This is a genomic window from Asanoa ferruginea (assembly GCF_003387075.1).
Lineage (GTDB): Bacteria > Actinomycetota > Actinomycetes > Mycobacteriales > Micromonosporaceae > Asanoa > Asanoa ferruginea.
Map to the genome: position 1 here is coordinate 8104159 of NZ_QUMQ01000001.1, position 17963 is coordinate 8122121.

General features: G+C 72.0%; 13 protein-coding genes. 8 read left to right on the forward strand and 5 right to left on the reverse strand.

What is annotated here, in order from left to right; genetic code table 11:
* Position 1 precedes the first annotated feature (1 nt).
* Positions 2 to 1363 (reverse strand): ABC transporter substrate-binding protein, encoded by a 1362-nt coding sequence (locus DFJ67_RS37820; protein ID WP_147315768.1) that lies wholly within the window; start codon positions 1361 to 1363, stop codon positions 2 to 4.
* Between the two features lie 165 nt (positions 1364 to 1528).
* Between DFJ67_RS37820 and DFJ67_RS37825 the strand changes: the two genes are divergently transcribed.
* The 4 genes from DFJ67_RS37825 (at position 1529) to DFJ67_RS37840 (ending at position 7997) form a co-directional block, all read left to right on the forward strand.
* On the forward strand, positions 1529 to 2248 hold the full coding sequence (locus DFJ67_RS37825) for a GntR family transcriptional regulator (RefSeq protein ID WP_116077124.1): 720 nt from the start codon (positions 1529 to 1531) through the stop codon (positions 2246 to 2248).
* A 98-nt stretch (positions 2249 to 2346) separates the two neighbouring features.
* Positions 2347 to 4347, forward strand: coding sequence for a glycoside hydrolase family protein (locus DFJ67_RS37830; protein WP_147315769.1), 2001 nt, complete (start codon positions 2347 to 2349; stop codon positions 4345 to 4347).
* Positions 4348 to 4409: 62 nt separating this feature from the next.
* On the forward strand, positions 4410 to 5549 hold the full coding sequence (locus DFJ67_RS37835; RefSeq protein WP_116073889.1) for a MalY/PatB family protein: 1140 nt from the start codon (positions 4410 to 4412) through the stop codon (positions 5547 to 5549).
* A 195-nt stretch (positions 5550 to 5744) separates the two neighbouring features.
* Positions 5745 to 7997, forward strand: a complete 2253-nt coding sequence (locus tag DFJ67_RS37840; RefSeq protein ID WP_116073891.1) for an ATP-dependent Clp protease ATP-binding subunit — start codon at positions 5745 to 5747, stop codon at positions 7995 to 7997.
* On the opposite strand, the gene DFJ67_RS37845 is transcribed toward DFJ67_RS37840, so the two are convergent.
* The gene (locus DFJ67_RS37845; protein WP_116073893.1) at positions 7985 to 8821 is read right to left on the reverse strand and encodes a hypothetical protein; all 837 of its coding nucleotides are present in this window, start codon (positions 8819 to 8821) and stop codon (positions 7985 to 7987) included. The two genes, DFJ67_RS37840 and DFJ67_RS37845, sit on opposite strands and share 13 nt — an antisense overlap.
* A 208-nt stretch (positions 8822 to 9029) precedes the next feature.
* Between DFJ67_RS37845 and DFJ67_RS43510 the strand changes: the two genes are divergently transcribed.
* The 4 genes from DFJ67_RS43510 (at position 9030) to DFJ67_RS37865 (ending at position 12742) form a co-directional block, all read left to right on the forward strand.
* Positions 9030 to 9641: a G5 domain-containing protein gene (locus DFJ67_RS43510; RefSeq protein WP_203784050.1), complete on the forward strand. Its 612-nt coding sequence runs from the start codon at positions 9030 to 9032 to the stop codon at positions 9639 to 9641.
* Positions 9642 to 9702: 61 nt separating this feature from the next.
* Complete coding sequence (locus DFJ67_RS37855) at positions 9703 to 10890, forward strand: threonine synthase (protein WP_116073895.1); 1188 nt, start codon at positions 9703 to 9705, stop codon at positions 10888 to 10890.
* Positions 10887 to 11573 (forward strand): FadR/GntR family transcriptional regulator, encoded by a 687-nt coding sequence (locus DFJ67_RS37860; protein ID WP_147315770.1) that lies wholly within the window; start codon positions 10887 to 10889, stop codon positions 11571 to 11573. The genes DFJ67_RS37855 and DFJ67_RS37860 overlap by 4 nt, the downstream gene beginning before the upstream one ends.
* Positions 11570 to 12742: a metal-dependent hydrolase family protein gene (locus DFJ67_RS37865; protein ID WP_116073897.1), complete on the forward strand. Its 1173-nt coding sequence runs from the start codon at positions 11570 to 11572 to the stop codon at positions 12740 to 12742. The genes DFJ67_RS37860 and DFJ67_RS37865 overlap by 4 nt, the downstream gene beginning before the upstream one ends.
* On the opposite strand, the gene DFJ67_RS37870 is transcribed toward DFJ67_RS37865, so the two are convergent.
* The 3 genes from DFJ67_RS37870 to DFJ67_RS37880 are packed head-to-tail and all read right to left on the reverse strand — an operon-like array spanning position 12699 to position 17885.
* The gene (locus DFJ67_RS37870; RefSeq protein WP_116073899.1) at positions 12699 to 14297 is read right to left on the reverse strand and encodes an N-acyl-D-amino-acid deacylase family protein; all 1599 of its coding nucleotides are present in this window, start codon (positions 14295 to 14297) and stop codon (positions 12699 to 12701) included. The genes DFJ67_RS37865 and DFJ67_RS37870 overlap by 44 nt on opposite strands.
* Positions 14290 to 16584 (reverse strand): thiamine pyrophosphate-binding protein, encoded by a 2295-nt coding sequence (locus DFJ67_RS37875; protein WP_116073901.1) that lies wholly within the window; start codon positions 16582 to 16584, stop codon positions 14290 to 14292. Before DFJ67_RS37875 ends, DFJ67_RS37870 begins: the two co-directional genes overlap by 8 nt.
* Entirely contained in the window at positions 16581 to 17885 is a 1305-nt protein-coding gene (locus DFJ67_RS37880) for an amidohydrolase (RefSeq protein WP_116073903.1), read from the reverse strand. Before DFJ67_RS37880 ends, DFJ67_RS37875 begins: the two co-directional genes overlap by 4 nt.
* Between the last annotated feature and the right edge of the window lie 78 nt (positions 17886 to 17963).

Here is a 17963-nt window from a genome sequence, read left to right on the forward strand (position 1 = left end):
GTCAGCCCTGCCCTGCCAGGAAGGTGTCGCGGTCCTTGTCGACGGCGGCGGTGAACTTGTCCGGCGTCATCTTGCCGCCGAACACGAGTTGCAGGTTCTGGCCGATGGTGTCGAGCATCGTCGGGCTGGACCAGTCGAAGTAGGGCACGTAGCCGTCGTTCGAGTCGAGCGTCGCGGCGCCCGCGGACTCACCGGTCAGGCTCAGCGACGCGGCCGGAACCTTGACGTTCGGCGACATCGCCGGGACCAGGCCGCGGTCGGCGGCCGCCTGGCCGGACTCCGCCGACATCATGTAGTCGAGGAACGCCGCGGCGACGTCCGGGTGCTTGCTCTTCGCGGAGATCACCATGGCACCCGGTGCGGCGCCGACGCCCACCGTCCCGCTGCCGGCCTGCTGCGGAAGCTGCACATAGCCGAAGTGCCCTTGCTGCTGCGCGTTCAGGCCGAGCGAGCCCGTGTATTCCCAGCGGAACACCCCCTTGCCGCCGACGTAGTTGGCGACCGCCGTCTGGTAGTCGATGCCCTCGAAGTGCGGCGGGAAGTAGCCCTCGTCGGCCCACTTCTTGGTGAGCGTGATGGCCTCGGTCATCCCGACATCGGCGGCCTTCACCGACGGGTCGTCATAGATGTAGTCGTTGAGCTTCTTCTTGTCGGCGAGCAGGGCCTGCAGCCCGAGGAGCACGGTCGTCGAGTTGTCGAGGCTTCCGTACTCGAAGGGCACCTCGCCCTTGGCCTTCGCCGTCGCGGCAGCGGCCTCGAGGTCGGCGAGGGTCTTCGGCGGCTGGAGGCCGAGCGACTTGAGCTTGTCGGCGTTGTAGTACAGACCGATCAGCGACGTACGCGACATCGGCGTCGAGAACCAGGAACCCGAGCCCATCGTCTTGAAGTCGGTGGTGAACTTGTTCTGCCGCGTGATCGTGCTCGGGACCTTCTGATCCCAGCCATACGCCTTCGCGTACGCGTCGAGGTTGCGCACCAGGCCGCCCTTGGCCAGCGTGCCCAGCGACTGCCAGCCGTTGTTGGCCGTCGCGATGTCGGGGCCGCTGTCGTCCTGGAGTTGAAGGTTGAGGGTCGAGTTGAGCTGCCCCCAGTCCTCGGTCGTCTCCTGGATCTTGACGTTCGGGTACTTCTTCTCGAAGTCGGCGACCAGCTGCTTGATCCACTCGCCCTCGGCCCCGCCCCAGAAGTCGGTGAGCTTGAGTGTCACGTCGCCGGCCCCGGCGACGTCGGTGGACACGGCGCTCGGGGTGTCCTGCGCGGTGGCGCCGCCGCCGCCGCCCGGTGCGCACGCCGCTACTGCCAGGGAAAGCGCGATGCCGGCCGCTATTCCCGCAGCTGTCCTCCTGGCTGCGATTGCTCTCATCTTCACTCCGTTGTGTCGCTGAGCCACATGCAGGTGGAACGGGGGTGCTCGCGCCTTGTGGCCCACGCTCGACCAGACACTAAACGCAGCTATACCAGTTAGTCCAGTGCTGAACCAGAAATCGCTACTGGTCGAACCGAACAGAGAACTGGTACTGTGCTCTATGTGACGGCTGGGACCGCCTCGACACAGGCTTACGAATCGCTGACGCGCGACCTCGTCGTCGGCCGCTACGCACCCGGCTCCCGGCTGCCCGGCGAGCGCGACCTCGCCGTCCAGCTCGGGGTCAGCCGGGCGACGCTGCGCCTCGCGCTCAGCCGTCTCGAGTCCGAGGGCACCTTGCAGCGCTCGGCGCAGCGCGGCTGGTTCGTCCCGACGCAGGTGCTGGGCGAGCCACCCAGCACACTTCAGTCCTTCACGGAGATGGCCCGGTCCCGAGGCCTGCGCCCGACCGCGCGCGTGATGCGCCAGGAGGGCCGGCCCGCCAGCATGGACGAGGCCACGAAGCTGCGCATCGCGCCGGCCGCCCCGGTCATCGAGATCGACCGCCTGCGCGGCATGGACGGCACGCCGGTCTGCTTCGACGTGGTCGTTCTTCCCGAGAACCGCGCCGCCGCCCTGGCCACCGCCGACCTCACCGACGCGTCCCTCTACGACGCGCTGCGCCGGCACTGCGGCATCGAAGTCCACCGCAGCACCTACACCCTCATGGCCGAAAGTGCCGACGCCGAACTGGCCCGACTCCTGGGCATCACCCCCGGAGCACCCGTCCTCGTCGGCGACGAGGTCGCCTACACCGCTGACGGCACACCCGTCCTCATCGGCCACAACAAATATCGCGGCGACGCCTACCGATTCGAGGCAGACCTCTTCCGCCACGCATGACCACCACAGTGGACGGTCGCGATGAGACCGGGCATTGACATGGAACGGTGTTCCAGGTGGACTGCTGATCTCCGTAAGTGGGCACACGGGAGGTCGGCATGGTTCACAAAGAGTGGTGGCGCACCGTCACCGGCAGACGCGTCCGGACCGGGTTTCTCGCTGGATTGATGGGCGTGGTGGCACTCACCGTGCCGACCGCCGCGGCTGGGCAGACGCCCGCCGACGCCGGGGTGCCGCAGGACGGCAACCTGGTGGCCAACGCCGGCTTCGACGTCGGTGATCCGGCCGGGCATCCGATCGGCTGGAGCGTCGAGGGTGACGAGGCCGCCGTCAACGTCGTCAACCTCTCGGCCTACCGCACCGCTGGCCCCGGCTCGCTCGAGGTCAACGTGACCGCGGGCAGACCTGTCACCGTGACCAGCGACCGGATGGTGGCCGCGCCTGATCGCGCGTACACCTTGAAAGCGAGGGTCAAGGGTCGTAGCGGCACCCCGGCGGGCCTGGCCATGGCCTTCACCGACTTCAACCGCACGGAGCTTGGCGTCAAGGCGGCCGACATCGCCTTCAGCGCCGACTGGCAGACCATCACCGTGAGCGGGACCGCGCCCGCCAACACCGCCCAGGTCACCGTGCGGATCACCGGTGCCGATGCCGGGTGGTCCTACTTCGACGAGGTCAGCCTGACCGGGGCGCCGGCCGCCTATGACCCCCACCTCGGCACCGAGCGGGAACTGTTCCTCGACGACTACCGGATCGAGTCGAGCAGCGACGTCGGGCGGGTGGTGCACGCGGCCGATAAGCGGCCTGAGCCGATCATCCGGGCCACCTACCCGTGGGAGAGCAACAGCTACATCTACGGGTCGGTATTCAAGATCGGCAACCTCTACCGCATGTGGTACGACTGCAACAACGACGTCTCCCCCGGTTACTTCCTCTGCTACGCCGAGAGTCGCGACGGCGTCAAGTGGACCAAGCCGCTGGGTCGCGGCAACGTCGGCTACAAGGACATCCCGGCCTCGCGGACCAACCTGATCATCGCGGGTGGCGGGACGATCGCCTACAACCCGACCGCGCCGGCCGACCGGCGGTTCTCGTTGCTCCAGTTCCAGACCGGTGTGGTCAACCAGACCCTCGGCTACTACGCCTACTTCTCGCCCGACGGCTACACCTGGACCAAGGCCAGCAGCGCGCCGGTGCTGCTCGACGGCGACGTCTCCCAGGTCGCCTGGGACGCCAGGTCGCAGCGCTACATCGCCACCATCAAGAAGCGGATGTTCACCTCGCGCACGCCGGGTGTCTACGACCGGGCGGCCTTCGTCTCCACCAGCACGGACTTCCTCACCTGGAGCACGCCGATCCTCGGTGTCGCCGGCGACTACGCCGATGACGGAGCGGCCCAGGCGCTCAACGGGCTCGAGGGCCAGATCTACGGCATGCCCGTCCTGCCCTACGAGAGCACGTACATCGGCATTCCCTGGGTCCTGCTGATCACCAACTTCACGCACGGCACCCAGTCGTCGGCCGGTGACGGCCCGGTGCTGCCGCAGGTCGCGTCGTCGCGTGACCTGGTCGACTGGAGCCGGCCCGTGCGCGACCCGGTCATCCAACCCGGCCAGCCCGGCGCGTGGGACGACGGTGCGCTCTACACGGCGTCGAACGTGCTGGTCGACGACAAGAAGATCACGATGTACTACGGCGCCTTCAACGCCGGCCACGGTGGTCAGGTCGCCGGGTCGGTGCCCTACACCAGCGGGGTCGGCATGGCGACCTGGCGCCGCGACGGGTTCGTCTCGCTGACCAACGCCTCCCAGCCGGGCATCGGTGACCCGGGCACCGTCACCACCAAGCCGCTGGTCACCAGCGGCGAAAATCTGCACGTCAATGCGGTGGTACGCGCCAAGGGCTCGCTGACCGTTGACGTGCTCGACGCGGCCGGCAACCCGATCCCCGGCTACACCTCGGTCCCGCTCAAGGGCGACCAGTTGGACGCGCAGGTGCGCTGGAAGGGCGGCCAGACGCTGGCGGCCCTCGCCGGGCAGCAGATCAAGCTGCGCTTCTCGCTGATCAACACCGACCTGTATTCCTACCGCATCGGCTGACCGCCGCGACGGCCCGCCCCGGGGAGATCCGGGGCGGGCTCGCGGATGGCAGGCTGGGTCACATGGACCTGTTGCCGGTGGCCCCGATCGAGACACTGCGCCAGCGCCGCAGCGCGAAGTGGCGCTTCCATCCGCACGACGTGCTGCCGCTTCCGGTGGCCGAGATGGACTTCGACCTCGCGCCGCCCATCCAGGAGGCGTTGCGCGCGGCGGTCGAGCGGTCCGACACCGGCTATCCGGCCCCGGTTCCGACACTCGCCGACGCGCTGGTCGGGTTCGCCGGCGAGCGCTGGGGCTGGGAGATCGACCCGGCGGCGGTGACCGCCGTCGCCGACGTCGGGGTCGGCGTCGTCGAGTTGCTGCGGGTGCTGGTGCGGCCCGCCGACCCAGTGGTGATCTGCCCGCCGGTCTACCCGCCGTTCTTCGGGTGGATCCCGGAGGCGGGCGGCCGGGTGCACGAGGTGCCGCTGCGCGACGGGCGACTCGACCTGGCCGGCCTGGAGCGGGCGTTCGCCACGCATCCCGCCGCGTTCCTGCTCTGCAATCCACACAACCCGGTCGGCCGGGTGCACAGTCGCGACGAGCTGACCGAGATCGTGCGCCTCGCCACGGCGTACGGCGTGCCGGTGATCAGTGACGAGATCCACGCGCCGCTGGTGCCGCCCGGTGCGACGTTCACGCCGATCCTCACCATCCCGGGCGCGGCCGCCATCGCGGTGAGCCTGGTGTCGACGAGCAAGGCGTGGAACCTGGCCGGGCTCAAGTGCGCCACGCTGGTCACCGCGTCGCCGGCGATGGCCGCCGTCACCGACCGCCTCCCGCCGGACACGCCGTGGCGGGTCGGCCACTTCGGGGTGCTGGCGAGCGTGGCCGCCTACACCGAGGGAGTCGGCTGGCTCGACCGCTTGCTGGCGACGTTGGATGACCGGCGGGCGTTGCTCGGCCGGCTGCTGGCGGAGCGCCTCCCCGAGGTCTCCTGGACCCCGCCCGAAGCGACCTTCCTGGCCTGGCTCGACTGCTCGGCCATCGGCGCCGGCGCAGCACCGCGCGACCTGTTCTTCGAGAAGGGCCGGGTGGCCCTGGAGCCGGGCCCACGGTTCGGTGCGGCCGGCGACGGCCACGTCCGGCTCAACTTCGGCACCAGTGCGGAGATCCTCGAAGCGGCGGTCGACCGGATGGCGGCGGCGCGGGGTTCGCTCTAGGCGAACGATCACGACGGGCGCGGCGGAGCGCGGCGGGGTTACCGTCTAGGCGGGTAGTGCGCCTGCCCGCGCCTCGTGCGGTTGCCCACGCCGACCGCCGTTGCGGCCAAGAGGCTTCGACTCAGCGCCCCAGCTCCGCGCGGCCACGCCGTGCCCCGGACTGAGGTGCGTGGGGCCTCGCGAGGGCGTGAAGGCATGTTCGAACGGTTCACCGACCGATCCCGCCGGGTCGTCGTGCTGGCTCAGGAAGAAGCCAGGATCCTCAACCACGGCTCGATCGGCACCGAGCATCTGCTGCTCGGCATCATCCACGAAGGCGAAAACGTCGGCGCCCGGGCGCTGGAAGGGCTCGGGCTGTCCCTGGCCGGCGTACGCCAGCAGGTCGAAGAGGTCGTCGGCACCGGCGGGAAGGCCGCGGTGGGGCACATGCCGTTCACCCCCCGGGCCCGTCAGGTGCTCGAGCTGGCCCTGCGCGAGGCGCTCCAGCTCGGGCACGGCCATATCGGGCCCGAGCACATCCTGCTCGGCCTCGTCCGCGACGGCGGTGGGGTCGGCGCCCAGGTGCTGGCCGGCCTCGGCGCCGACACCGCGGCCGTGCGCCGGCACGTGATCGAGGTGCTCGCCAAGCGCGGCGCCGACGACGACACGGAGCCGGCCGGCAGTGCCGTGCTCGACCAGTTCGGCACCAACCTCACCCAGGCCGCGCGGGACGGCCGGCTCGACCCGGTGATCGGGCGGGAGACCGAGATCGAGCGGGTGATCCGGGTGCTCTGCCGGCGCACCAAGAACAACCCGGTCCTGCTCGGTGAGCCCGGCGTCGGCAAGACCGCGGCCGTCGAGGGCCTGGCGCAACGGATCGCCGCCGGTGAGGTGCCCGATCGGTTGCGCCGCAAGCAGCTCTACACGCTCGACCTGGGCGCACTCGTCGCCGGTTCGCGCTACCGGGGCGACTTCGAAGAACGTCTCAAGAAGGTGCTCAAGGAGGTACGCGGCCGCGGCGACATCATCCTGTTCGTCGACGAGATCCACACCATGGTCGGCGCCGGTGCCGCCGAGGGCGCGCTGGACGCCGCGTCGATCCTCAAGCCACTGCTCGCGCGCCCCGAGCTGCAGCTCATCGGCGCCACCACCAACGACGAATACCGGCGGATCCTGACCAAGGACGCCGCCCTCGAGCGCCGGTTCCAGCCGGTCGCGATGGGTGAGCCGACGGTGCCGCAGACGGTCGAGATCCTCAAGGGGCTGCGCCACCACTACGAGGCGCATCACCGGGTGGTGTTCACCGACGCCGCGCTGGTCGCGGCCGCGACGCTGGCCGACCGCTACGTCGCCGACCGGTTCCTGCCCGACAAGGCGATCGACCTGATCGACGAGGCCGGCGCGCGGACGCACCTGCGCGGGGTGCCCGCCGGCACCGAGGTCGGCGCCGACGACATCGCCGAGGTGCTGGCCGACTGGACCGGCGTGCCGGTGCGGCGGTTGACCGAGGCGGAGAGCCTGCGGCTGGCCACGATGGAGGACGAGTTGCACCGCCGCGTCGTGGGGCAGGACGAAGCCGTCGGCGCTGTCGCGCGGGCGATCCGGCGTACCCGAGCGGGTCTGAAGGATCCTCGCCGCCCCGCGGGGTCGTTCATCTTCGCCGGGCCCACCGGGGTGGGCAAGACCGACCTGTGCAAGGCGCTGGCCGAGTTCCTCTTCGGCACCGACGACGCGCTCATCCAGCTCGACATGTCGGAATACCACGACCGGCACACGGTGTCGCGGCTGGTCGGCGCGCCGCCCGGCTACGTCGGCCACGACGAGGGCGGCCAGCTCACCGAGCGGGTGCGCCGCCGGCCGTTCTCCGTCGTGCTCTTCGACGAGGTCGAGAAGGCGCATCCGGACGTCTTCCACACCCTGCTCCAGGTGCTCGAGGACGGTGCGCTGACCGACGGGCAGGGCCGCAAGGTCGACTTCCGGAACACCGTGATCATCCTGACCACCAACCTGGGCGCCCGCGATCTGGCGCGCGCGCTGCCGGTCGGTTTCAACATCGGGCTCGGTGGCGACGAGCACCTTCAACGGTTGGTACGCGACGAGCTGGGGCGACAGTTCCCGCCCGAGTTGCTCAACCGGTTCGACGAGACCGTGGTGTTCCGGCACCTCACCGAGGTCGAGCTGGGCTCGATCGCCGACCTGATGCTGGCCCAGGTAGCGCAGCGGTTGGCCGCCCGCGACATGGTGCTGGAGGTGACCGATCGGGCCCGGGCCCACCTGGTGCGGCTCGGGTTCGACCCCGCGTGGGGGGCCCGGCCGCTGCGCCGGACGATCCAGACCTCGATCGAAGACGCGCTGTCGGAGCGGATCCTGTTCGAGGAACTGCGACCGGGTCAGCGGGTGGTGGTCGACTGTCCCGACGCCGAGTTGGAGTTCCGGGTCGGCGAGCCCGCGGTCGGTCAGGTCGGGTAGCCGGTCTCCTGCCCCGCCAGCACGACGACGTCGCCGGGCCGCACCCGCCGCGGCCCGGGGGCGCCGTCGAACCACACGTCATAGCCGATCGGCGGCCCGTCGGCGGCCCACCAGGCACCGACGATCGACCCCTCGGCGGTCTGCGCCGGCGTGCGGACCCGGGTGCCCGGCGCGTGACCGTCATCGGCGACGACGAGCAGGGCGTCGAGCACCTGGCGTACGCCGGTCCACGGCGCGCCGGCCTCGTCGCCGAAGCCCCGGAACGCCTCGCGGAGCCCGGGCAACGGGTTCGCGGTCACGGCCGCGTCGATGCGGTCCCACAGGATCGTCCAGTCGCCGTCGAGGAGGCGTCGGGCGGCGCGGTCCAGTTCACCGCACACGGTGTCGATCGCGGTCTCCTGGCCGGTCTCGGCCGCCCACGCGCGCCCTTCGGGTGCGTCGCCGGCAGCTACCAGGTAGAGCATCGCGAGCAGGTCCGCGCGGCCCTCGCCGGCATAAAAGGGTCCGTGGTCGGCCGCGCCCGGTGGGAATCGCAGGACCAGGTGTGCCGCGCGCCCGAGCGGGAGGCGGGCGGCCAGCCGGGCGTCGTCGAGTTGCTCCGCCGCCGGTCGCGCGATGCGACCGGCGAGGGAGCCGCGGCCGGCGAGGGCGATCGGATAGACGGTGCGGCCATGACTGCCGGGCGTTTCGCCGGCGCCCAGGCCGGCGGCGACCTGGCGGGCCGCGATCGAGTAGGGCAGACCGGAACGCGCGGCATGCGCCCGGATGGCCCGCTTGCGCGCCCGTCCCGAGCGCGGCCGTCGCCGCGACAGTTCCTCGGTCATGCTCAAAACCTACCGCTGCCGCGCACCCGTCCCGTCGCCCGTGTGGGATCGGCCGAAGGCCTTGTCAGCCGTACGTCCGGATGTCCGAGGTTGATCACGTCGATCGGCTGCCGGCCCGCGCCGACCCGACGCGGAGCGTGGTCGTTGAGAGTCAGAATCCGCACGACCGCTTGTCGTTTCCGGAGTGGATCGTGGGCAGACTGCGACGATGACGTATCGAGGAGCGCGGTCCGGGTTGCTGGCAGTCATCGCGGCAGTGGCGTTCGTCGCGGGGTGCGGCAGTCCCGAGCAGACCGCGACGCGGCCGGTCGACCTGGCGGTGCCGGTTCCGGCCGGCCTGGGCACGGCCGCTCCGGAGACCTCCGCCCCCGAGACCGCCGAGCCGACGACGGCGCCGGCGACCACCGCACCGGTGGTGGAGAAGAAGATGGTCCGCGAGACCCAGCGGATCGCCTTCTCGACCCGGACGGTGAAGGACTCCAGCCTGGCCTCGGGGAAGAAGAAGGTGCGCACCAAGGGCGTCGCCGGAGTCCGGACCATTACCTTCGAGGTGACCCTCACCAACGGGAAGCAGACCGCGAAGAAGCAGGTCAGCTCGACGATCACCAAGGCACCGGTGACCCAGGTCGTGGCCGTCGGCACGAAGCCGGCCAGCAAGTGCGACCCGAACTACAGTGGTTGCGTGCCGATCGCGTCCGATGTGGACTGTGCGGGCGGCAGCGGAAACGGCCCGGCGTACGTCCAGGGTCCGGTCCGGGTCATCGGCGACGACATCTACGACCTCGACCGGGACGGCGACGGGATCGCCTGCGACAGCTGACCGGCAGCCCTCAAAGGGCAAAGGTCTTGACGTTTGCCCGAAGCGAGCGTCCACTAGATCAATGACGCTCCCGGTCCGCCTGCGCTGCGTGCTCTGCGAGCAAGACCGGCCGGCCACGGTCGACGCACACGTCTGCCCGGAACACGAGGGCCTCGCCGGGATCCTCGACGTCGTCGTCGACAACCCCCGGCGGGGCACGGGCGACGACCCGCTCGACCGTTACCGATCGCACCTGCCGCTCCCGGCCACGCCGCGGGTGCTGCCGACCGGCTACCTGACCCGGACCCCGCTGCTGCCCGCGCCGCGGCTGGCCACGCTGCTCGGCGTCGGCGAGCTGCTGATCAAGGACGAGAGCCGCAACCCCACCGGCTCGCTCAAGGACCGGTCGTCGGCGCTGGCGGTCGAGCTCGCGGTGTACGGCGGCTACACCGACATCGCCTGCGCGTCCACCGGCAACGCGGCGTCCAGCCTGGCCGGTGCCTGTGCGGTCGCCGGGCTGACCGCCCGCATCTTCGTGCCCGTCGGGACACCGGTGGGCAAGCTGGCCCAGCTCGCCGCGTTCGGCGCCCAGGTGATGCTGGTCCGGGGCAGCTACGACGACGCCTACTACCTGTGCGAAGACGCCGCCCGCGCGTTCGGCTGGTACGACCGCAACTGCGCCGTCAACCCGTACCTGATGGAAGGCAAGAAGACCTGCGGTCTTGAACTGGCCGACCAGCTCGGCGACGCGCGGGCCGACTGGGTCAGCGTCGCCGTCGGCGACGGCTGCACCGTGGCGGCCATCGGCAAGGGGCTCGCCGAGGGCGGCCACGGCGACACCCGGCTGCTGGCGGTGCAACCGGCCGGTGCCGCGCCGATCGTCGACGCGTGGGTCAGGAACAGCGAGGAGATCACGGCGATAGAGGCGCACACGGTCGCCGACTCGGTCTCGGTCGGCCGGCCCCGCAACGCGGTCAAGGCCCTGCGCACCGTGCGGGCCAGCGGCGGCGCCTTCCGCGCGGTCGACGACGCCGACATCGAAGCGGCCGCCCGCCTGCTCGGCCGGATCGCCGGTTTCTTCGCCGAGCCCGGTGCCGCCGCCGGCATCGCCGCGATCCAGGGCGCCCGCGCCGAGGGCCTGATCGGGCCGCACGACCGGGTCGTCCACGTGGTCACCGGCAGCGGGCTGAAGACGACGGCCCGCACGGCAACGCCGTTCCCGGAGATCGAGGCGACCCTCGACGCCGTCCGCGCGGTGGTGGACGCGTGACCGACGCGCCGTTCGTCCCGGTCCGCGGCGGCCGGCTCTACGAGGACGTCGTCGACCAGATCACCTACGCGATCCGGCGTGGCCGGTTCGTCACCGGCGACCGCATCCCCGGCATCGACGACCTGGCCGCGATGCTCGGCACCAGCCGGCCGACCGTGCGCGAGGCCGTCGGGCTGCTCGCGAACGCCGGCGTGCTGCGGGTCAAGCGCGGCCACACCGGCGGGATCGAGGTCGCCACCGACATCGTGCCGACCGGCGTGCTGGCCCTCTCCCGGGCCGGCCACCGCGCCACCCTGACCGAGTTGACCGAGGCCCGCCGCCCGGTCGAGCAGGAGTTGGCCCGGCTCGCGGGGCAGCGGGCGACCGAGGACAACTTCCAGGCGCTGGCCGACGCGATCGCGATGCTGGCGCCGGCGCGCGGGAAACCGGCCGAGTGGGTGCGCGCCAACGACCTGTTCCACTACGAGATCGCCCGCGCCGCGCACAGCCCGCGGCTGGCCCGCTACTCCCACGAGATCATGGAGGAGCTGGCGATCCTGCTCGACGGCTTCGACGAGAAATACACCGACTACGACCACACCGTGCACATCCACGAGGAGACGCTGCGCGCGCTGCGTAGCCGGGACGACCGGCGCATCGCCGCGGTGATGGACGACCACCTGGGCGAGCTGGAGGACACATGATCACGATCGTCGGGGCCCAGGTGTTCGACGCCGTCACCGGGACGGCCGCGCGTAAAGACGTGACCATCCATGATGGACTGATCAGCGCCGTCGGTGGTGACGTCGCGGCCGAGACGATCGACGGCACCGGCGCCACGCTGCTGCCCGGCCTCATCGACTGCCACACCCACCTGTGCGCCACCGCGACCCCCGACATCATCGCCCAGATGGGCGGCGACAGCCCGACCCGCGCCACCCTGCACGCGGCCCGCAACGCGAAGGCCCACCTGGACGCGGGCGTGACGACGGTCCGCGACTGCGGCGCCCTCGGCGGCGTCGCGATCGAGTTGGCCCGGGCGATCGACGACGGCCTGGTCGACGGGGCACGGGTGCAGGCGGCCGGGCTGGTCATCACGATGACCGGCGGCCACGGCCACTTCCTCGGCCGCGAGGTCGACGGCGTCGACGAGGTGCGCAAGGCCACCCGGCAGGCGATCAAGGACGGCGCCGGCTTCGTCAAAGTGATGTCGACGGGCGGCCTGCTGACCCCGGGCGTCACCGCGGGCCGCACCGCGTTCGCACCCGACGAGCTGAAGGTGCTGGTCGACGAGGCGCACAACGCCGGCCTGCGGGTCGCGACGCACGCGATCGGCAACGAGGGCATCAAGAACGCGCTGCGGGCCGGCGTCGACTCGGTCGAACACGGCTTCTATCTCGACGACGAGGCGATCGACCTGCTGCTCGCCCGCGACGACGTCTACCTCGTGCCGACCCTCTCGGGCGTCGAGTGCGCGCTCGCGCACGGCGACGAACTCGCGCCCTGGCTGCGGACCAAGTCGCAGGCCGTCGTCGAGGACCGGGCGGCGAGCTTCCGCCGGGCCCACGCGGCCGGCGTACGGTTCGCCGCCGGCACCGACGCCGGCACCCCGTTCAACCCGCACGGCGGCCTGCCGCACGAGATCGCGCTGATGGCGGAGGTCGGCCTGTCCCACGCCGAGGCGCTGATCGCGGCGACCCGGCACGCGGCGGCCAACCTGGGCCTGGCCGACCGGATCGGCACGATCGAGGTGGGCAAGGTCGCCGACCTGGTCCTCGTCGACGGCGACCCGCTGGCCGACCTCGGCGCGCTCCGCAAGGTGCGGCAGGTCATCCAGGCCGGTGTCCCACGACCCCCGGCCGGGCACCGGTGAGCCGCCCGTCCCGCACCACCGCGACGCCGTTGACCAGCACCTCGTCGATGCCCGCCGGCACGGCGATCAGCGCGTCCTCGCGCACCGCGGTGCCGACCCGAGCGGGGTCGAACACGGTCACGTCGGCGCGGTAGCCGGGCGCCAGCACGCCCCGGTCGGTCAGCCCGATCTGGGCGGCCGGCTCGGCGGTCATCCGTGCGACCGCCGCGGCCAGCGGCACCAGGGCCTCGTCGCGGACGAACCGGGCCAGCATCTCCGGCACGTAGCCCCAGTCGGACGCGCACATCGCGTGCCCGGCCAGCGGGCCGTCCAGCGCGCCGGTCAAACCGTCGCCCATCACCAGGAAGTCGGGTTGGGCCAGCGCCCAGCGCAGGTCGTCGTCGGCGAAGACGGGCTCGACCACGACCGCGTCGTAGAAGTCGTCGCCGGCCCGGCGGAGGATCTCCAGCACCACCTCGGGCAACGACAGATCCCATTCCTTGGCCAGCTCGCCGAGGGTCCGGCCGACCAGCGTGCCGTCGCCGCCGTCGGAGGCAAGGTGGCAGGCCGCGGCCTCGCCGCCGGTGAGCGCGTCGACGAACCGCTGGTCGAGCGTCTCCAGCAGGCTGGTGCTGAGCAGCCGGCGGGCCACCTCGCGGCGGGGCGCGTCGCGCAGCGACATCGGCACCACAAACGTCGGCAGCGGCGTCGGTCCGTGCGGGAACGGGAACACGTCGAGCCGCGACCGGGTCGGCCCGGCCCGCACGACGTCGACGGCCTGGTAGAACAACGAGGGGTCGGTCGACGTCGGCCGCCGCACGAAGTGCGAGAGCTGGAGCCGGCACCCGGTGCGCGCGGTGATCGTCACCGCTTCCGTTGCCGCTTCCACGATCCGGTCCGTCCGATTGCGACAGTGCGAGGCGTAGAGGCCGCCCCGCTCCCCCACCGGTGTCGCGACGGCGACCAGCTCGTCGGTGTCGGCGGCCAGGCCCGGCGCGTACTCCAGGCCAGACGAGACGCCGACTGCGCCCGCGTCCATCGCCTCGGCCGCGAGGCCGCGTACCCGGTCGAGCTCTTTGGCGGTCAGCGAACGGGTCGAGAACCCGGCCACCGCGAGCCGCAGCGCGCCGTGCGCGACGAGCGGGTACACGTTGACGCCGACGCCCTGGCCGCGCAGCGCGTCGAGGTATTCCGGGAACGTGCGCCAGGTCTGCCGGTCGTCCCAGGCCGCGCGCCAACCGGGGATGTTCGTCGGCACCAGCGGCGCGGACCGGTCGGTCACCGGCGCGACCCCGTGCCCGCAGTTGCCGGTCACCACGGTGGTGATGCCCTGCGCCACGCTGCTCTGCGCCCGCCCGTCGACCGCGAGGGTGAAGTCGGCGTGCGAGTGGATGTCGATGAACCCGGGGCTGACCACCTTGCCTGTGACGTCGATCGTCTCGTGGCCGTCGAGCGTTCCCGGCGCCCCGACGGCAGCGACCCGATCGCCCGACAGAGCGACGTCAGCCACCACCGGCGGCCCGCCGCGGCCGTCGACCACGGTGCCGCCGGCCAGCACCAGGTCGTGCTCAGCCATGGAGCGCCATCGCCGACAGAGCCGCGTTGACGATCGCTCCGGGCTCCAGGTCGTGCAGCGCGTAGAGGTCGGCCACGCTGCCGGACTGCCCGAAGCCGTCGACGCCGAGCGGCACGGCCGGCACCCCGAGCGCGGAACCCAGCCAGGCCATCGTGTGCGAGGCCGCGTCGTGCACGGTCACCAGCGGCACCCCGGGCGCGAACACGCCGCGCAGCGCACCCGGCAACGCCGGCACCCGCGCCGACCGGATGCCCGCGCGCAGGGCCGCCTGCCAGTCCGAGTAGAGCCGGTCCAGCGAAGTGACGTCGACGACGTGCGCGGCGACGCCCTCGTCGGCCAGTTCGTCGGCCGCGGCCAGCACCTCGGGCAGCACCGCGCCGCTGGCCACCAACTGCACCGCGGCCGGCTCCCCGGCGTCGCGCAGCCGGTAGGCGCCGGCGAGCACCTGCCGGCGCAGCAGCGCGTCGCCGAGCCGCTCCCGGGCGGCCTCGAACGGCGCCTGGTCGATCGGCCGAGTGGTGAGCCGGAAGTAGAACGCGCCCTTGCCCGCCGCCACGGCACCGAGCGCCGCGCAGAGCTGCCAGTCGAGGGCGGTGCCGTAGGCCGGTTCGGCGAACGTGACGCCCGGCAACTCCAGCCCGATCGAGGCGGTCAGCGTCGACTGGTGCGCGCCGCCCTCGGGGGCCAGCGTGACGCCCGACGGCGTGCCGGCGACGACGAAGCTGGCGCCGCTGTAGGCCGCGTAGATGAACGCATCCAGGCCGCGGCAGACGAACGGGTCGTAGACGGTGCCCACCGGCAGCAGCGGTTGCCCCGACAGGTCGCCGGCCAGGCCGAGCTGGCCGAGCAGCATGAACAGGTTCATCTCGGAGATGCCCAGCTCGATGTGCTGGCCACCCGGCCCTTCGACCCAGCGCAACACCGGGTCGGTCGACCAGGTCGTACGCGGGTCGGGTGCGAAAATGCCTGTGCGGTTGATGAAGCCGGCCAGGTTCGTCGAGGTCGCCACGTCCGGCGCGGTCGTCACCAGGTAGGGCGCGACCGCAGGATCCCGGGCGAGGTCGGTCAGAACCCGCCCGAAAACCTCCTGTGTGGACGCTCGCGCACCCACCCGCACACCCGAGCGCTGCGGGACGGCTGCCCGTTGCGGTGCCGCGGCGTCGGGCCGGGTCAGCGCCGCGCGACGGGCCTCGGCCAACGCGCCCGCCGCCGACGACGGGTCGAGACGATCCCACTCGGTGTCGACGGTCAGCCCGGTCGCCGCGCGCAGCACGTCGACCTGCTCCCCGCTCAGCAACGCCGAATGGTTGCGCGGATGACCGGCGGCGGGCAGATGCCAACCCTTCACGGTGTACGCGAAGACCACGCTCGGCCGGTCGGTCACCGCGTCGCATTCCGCGTAGGCGGCCAGCAGCGCCGCGACGTCGTGCCCGCCGAGGTCCTGGAGAAGCGCCGCCAAATCGGCGTCCGGCACGCCGGCGATGGCCGCGGCGACCGGCGCCGGCGCACCGTCGAGGAACTGCTTGCGCAGCGCCTCGCCGTCGAGGCCGAACAGCGACTGGTAGTGCTCGTTGGGCATCTGGTCGATCCAGTCCCGCAGCGCGCCGCCGTGCTCCCGGGCGAACGCCGCCCGCAGCCGGGAGCCGTATTTGACCTCGACCACGTGCCAGCCGGCCGCCGCGAACTGTGCGGCCCACTGGGCGACCCGGATGCCGGGCACGACCCGGTCGAGCGACTGGCGGTTGAGGTCGACCACCCACATCACGTTGCCGAGGCCCGCGGTCGCCGGGTCGGCCACCGCCTCCCAGACGCTGCCCTCGTCGAGTTCGGCGTCACCGATGACGGCGACGAACCGGGAGTCCTCGCGCGGGCCGAAGTGCGCGTCGACGTAGCGGCGGGTGGCGGCGGCGAAGAGCGGCGCGGCCGCGCCGAGCCCGACCGAGCCGGTGGAGAAGTCGACGCCGTCGGGGTCCTTCGTGCGCGACGGGTAGGCCTGGAGGCCGCCGCGGGCCCGAAGCTGGGTCAGGTAGGACCGGTCGAGGTTGCCCAGCAGATAGGAGATCGCGTGGAAGACCGGCGCGGCGTGCGGCTTGACCGAGACCCGGTCGCCGGCCCGCAGGTGCGCGAAGTAGAGCGCCGTGAGCACCGAGACCAGCGAGGCCGACGACGCCTGGTGCCCGCCGACCTTCACACCGTCGCCGGTCTCGCGCTCGCGGTTGGCGGCGTCGACCATCCGCACCGCGAGCCAGAGCACCCGCCGCTGGATCTCCTCCAACGCCTCGTTCATGACGGCCTCCCGGGCAGATAGGCGAGCGCCGCGCCGACCAGCGTCTCGACACCGCGGCGCAGGGTCGGTAGGCGATCCGGTGCGTAGAACGGGGTGTGCTGCCCGGGCATCCGCGCCATCCGCTCGCGCAGGTCGCCGGGCTCGGCGTCCCACCGGTCGGCCGCGGTGCTGCCGTAGAACCACATCGTGGCCGGGATCGACACGCCGTCCCACGAGGAGAAGTAGGCGAAGTCCTCGCTGCCGTTGTTGGCCGTCGGCAGGTCGATCACGTCGCCCTCCGGGAACAGCTCGGCGTGCACCGCCCGGACCCGGGCCGTCACCGCGGCGTCGTTGTCGACCGGGATGGTGTGCTCCAGCAACTCGATGTCCGGCGGCCGGGGCGCGCGCCCGGTCTCGGCGACGCCGCGGACGATCCGTTCGAGCGCGGCCTGGAGCGTGTCCATGACGGCCTCGCTGGTGGCCCGGAGGGTCACCTCGAGCACGGCCTCGGGCGGGATGATGTTGGGCCGGGTGCCGGCGTGCACGGAACCCACGGTGACCACGGTCATCTCGCCAGGATCGATCTCGCGGGCCACGATCCCCTGGAGCGACACGATGGTCTGCGCGGCCAGCAGCACCGGGTCGACCGACCAGTGCGGCGCCGCGCCGTGCGCACCGCGGCCGTGGATGGTGATCCGGAAGTTGCGGCAGCCCGAGTAGGCGATCCCCGGCCGGTGGTGCACCATCCCGGTGCGGGTCACCGCGCAGTGCTGCGCGAGCACTACGTCGGGCCGGGGGAAGCGGTCGAACAGACCCGCGCCGAGCATGGCCTTGGCGCCCTGCATGGTCTCCTCGGCCGGCTGCGCGATCAGCAGGAGCGTGCCGCGCCACAGGTCGCGGCGGTCGGCCAGCAGGCGTGCCGCCCCGATCAGGCTGGCGGTGTGCAGGTCGTGGCCGCACGCGTGCATGACCGGCACGGTCGTCCCGTCGGGCCGGCCACCGACCGCGGTGCTCGCGTAGGGCAGCCCGGTGTCCTCGGCGATCGGCAGCGCGTCGAAGTCGGCCCGCACCCCGACCACCGGCCCGGGCCCGTTGGCCAGCACGCCGACGACACCGTGGCCACCGAAGCCGGCGGTCACGTCGAGCCCCGCGGCGGCGTAACGATCGGCGACGATGCCGGCCGTGCGCTTCTCGGAGCCGGACAGCTCGGGGTGGGCGTGCAGATCCTGGTAAAGCACGTCGATGTCGGGCAGCACCTGGTCGAGGCCGCTGAGCACCGCGCGGGCGCGGCGGGCCGTATCCGGTGGGGACTCGGTCGTCATGGGTTTGCCTCCCCTATGGACCACATTCGAGCCACAGACTAGCTTTCACTCTCAACGTCGCTCAAGGAAATGTCGCCC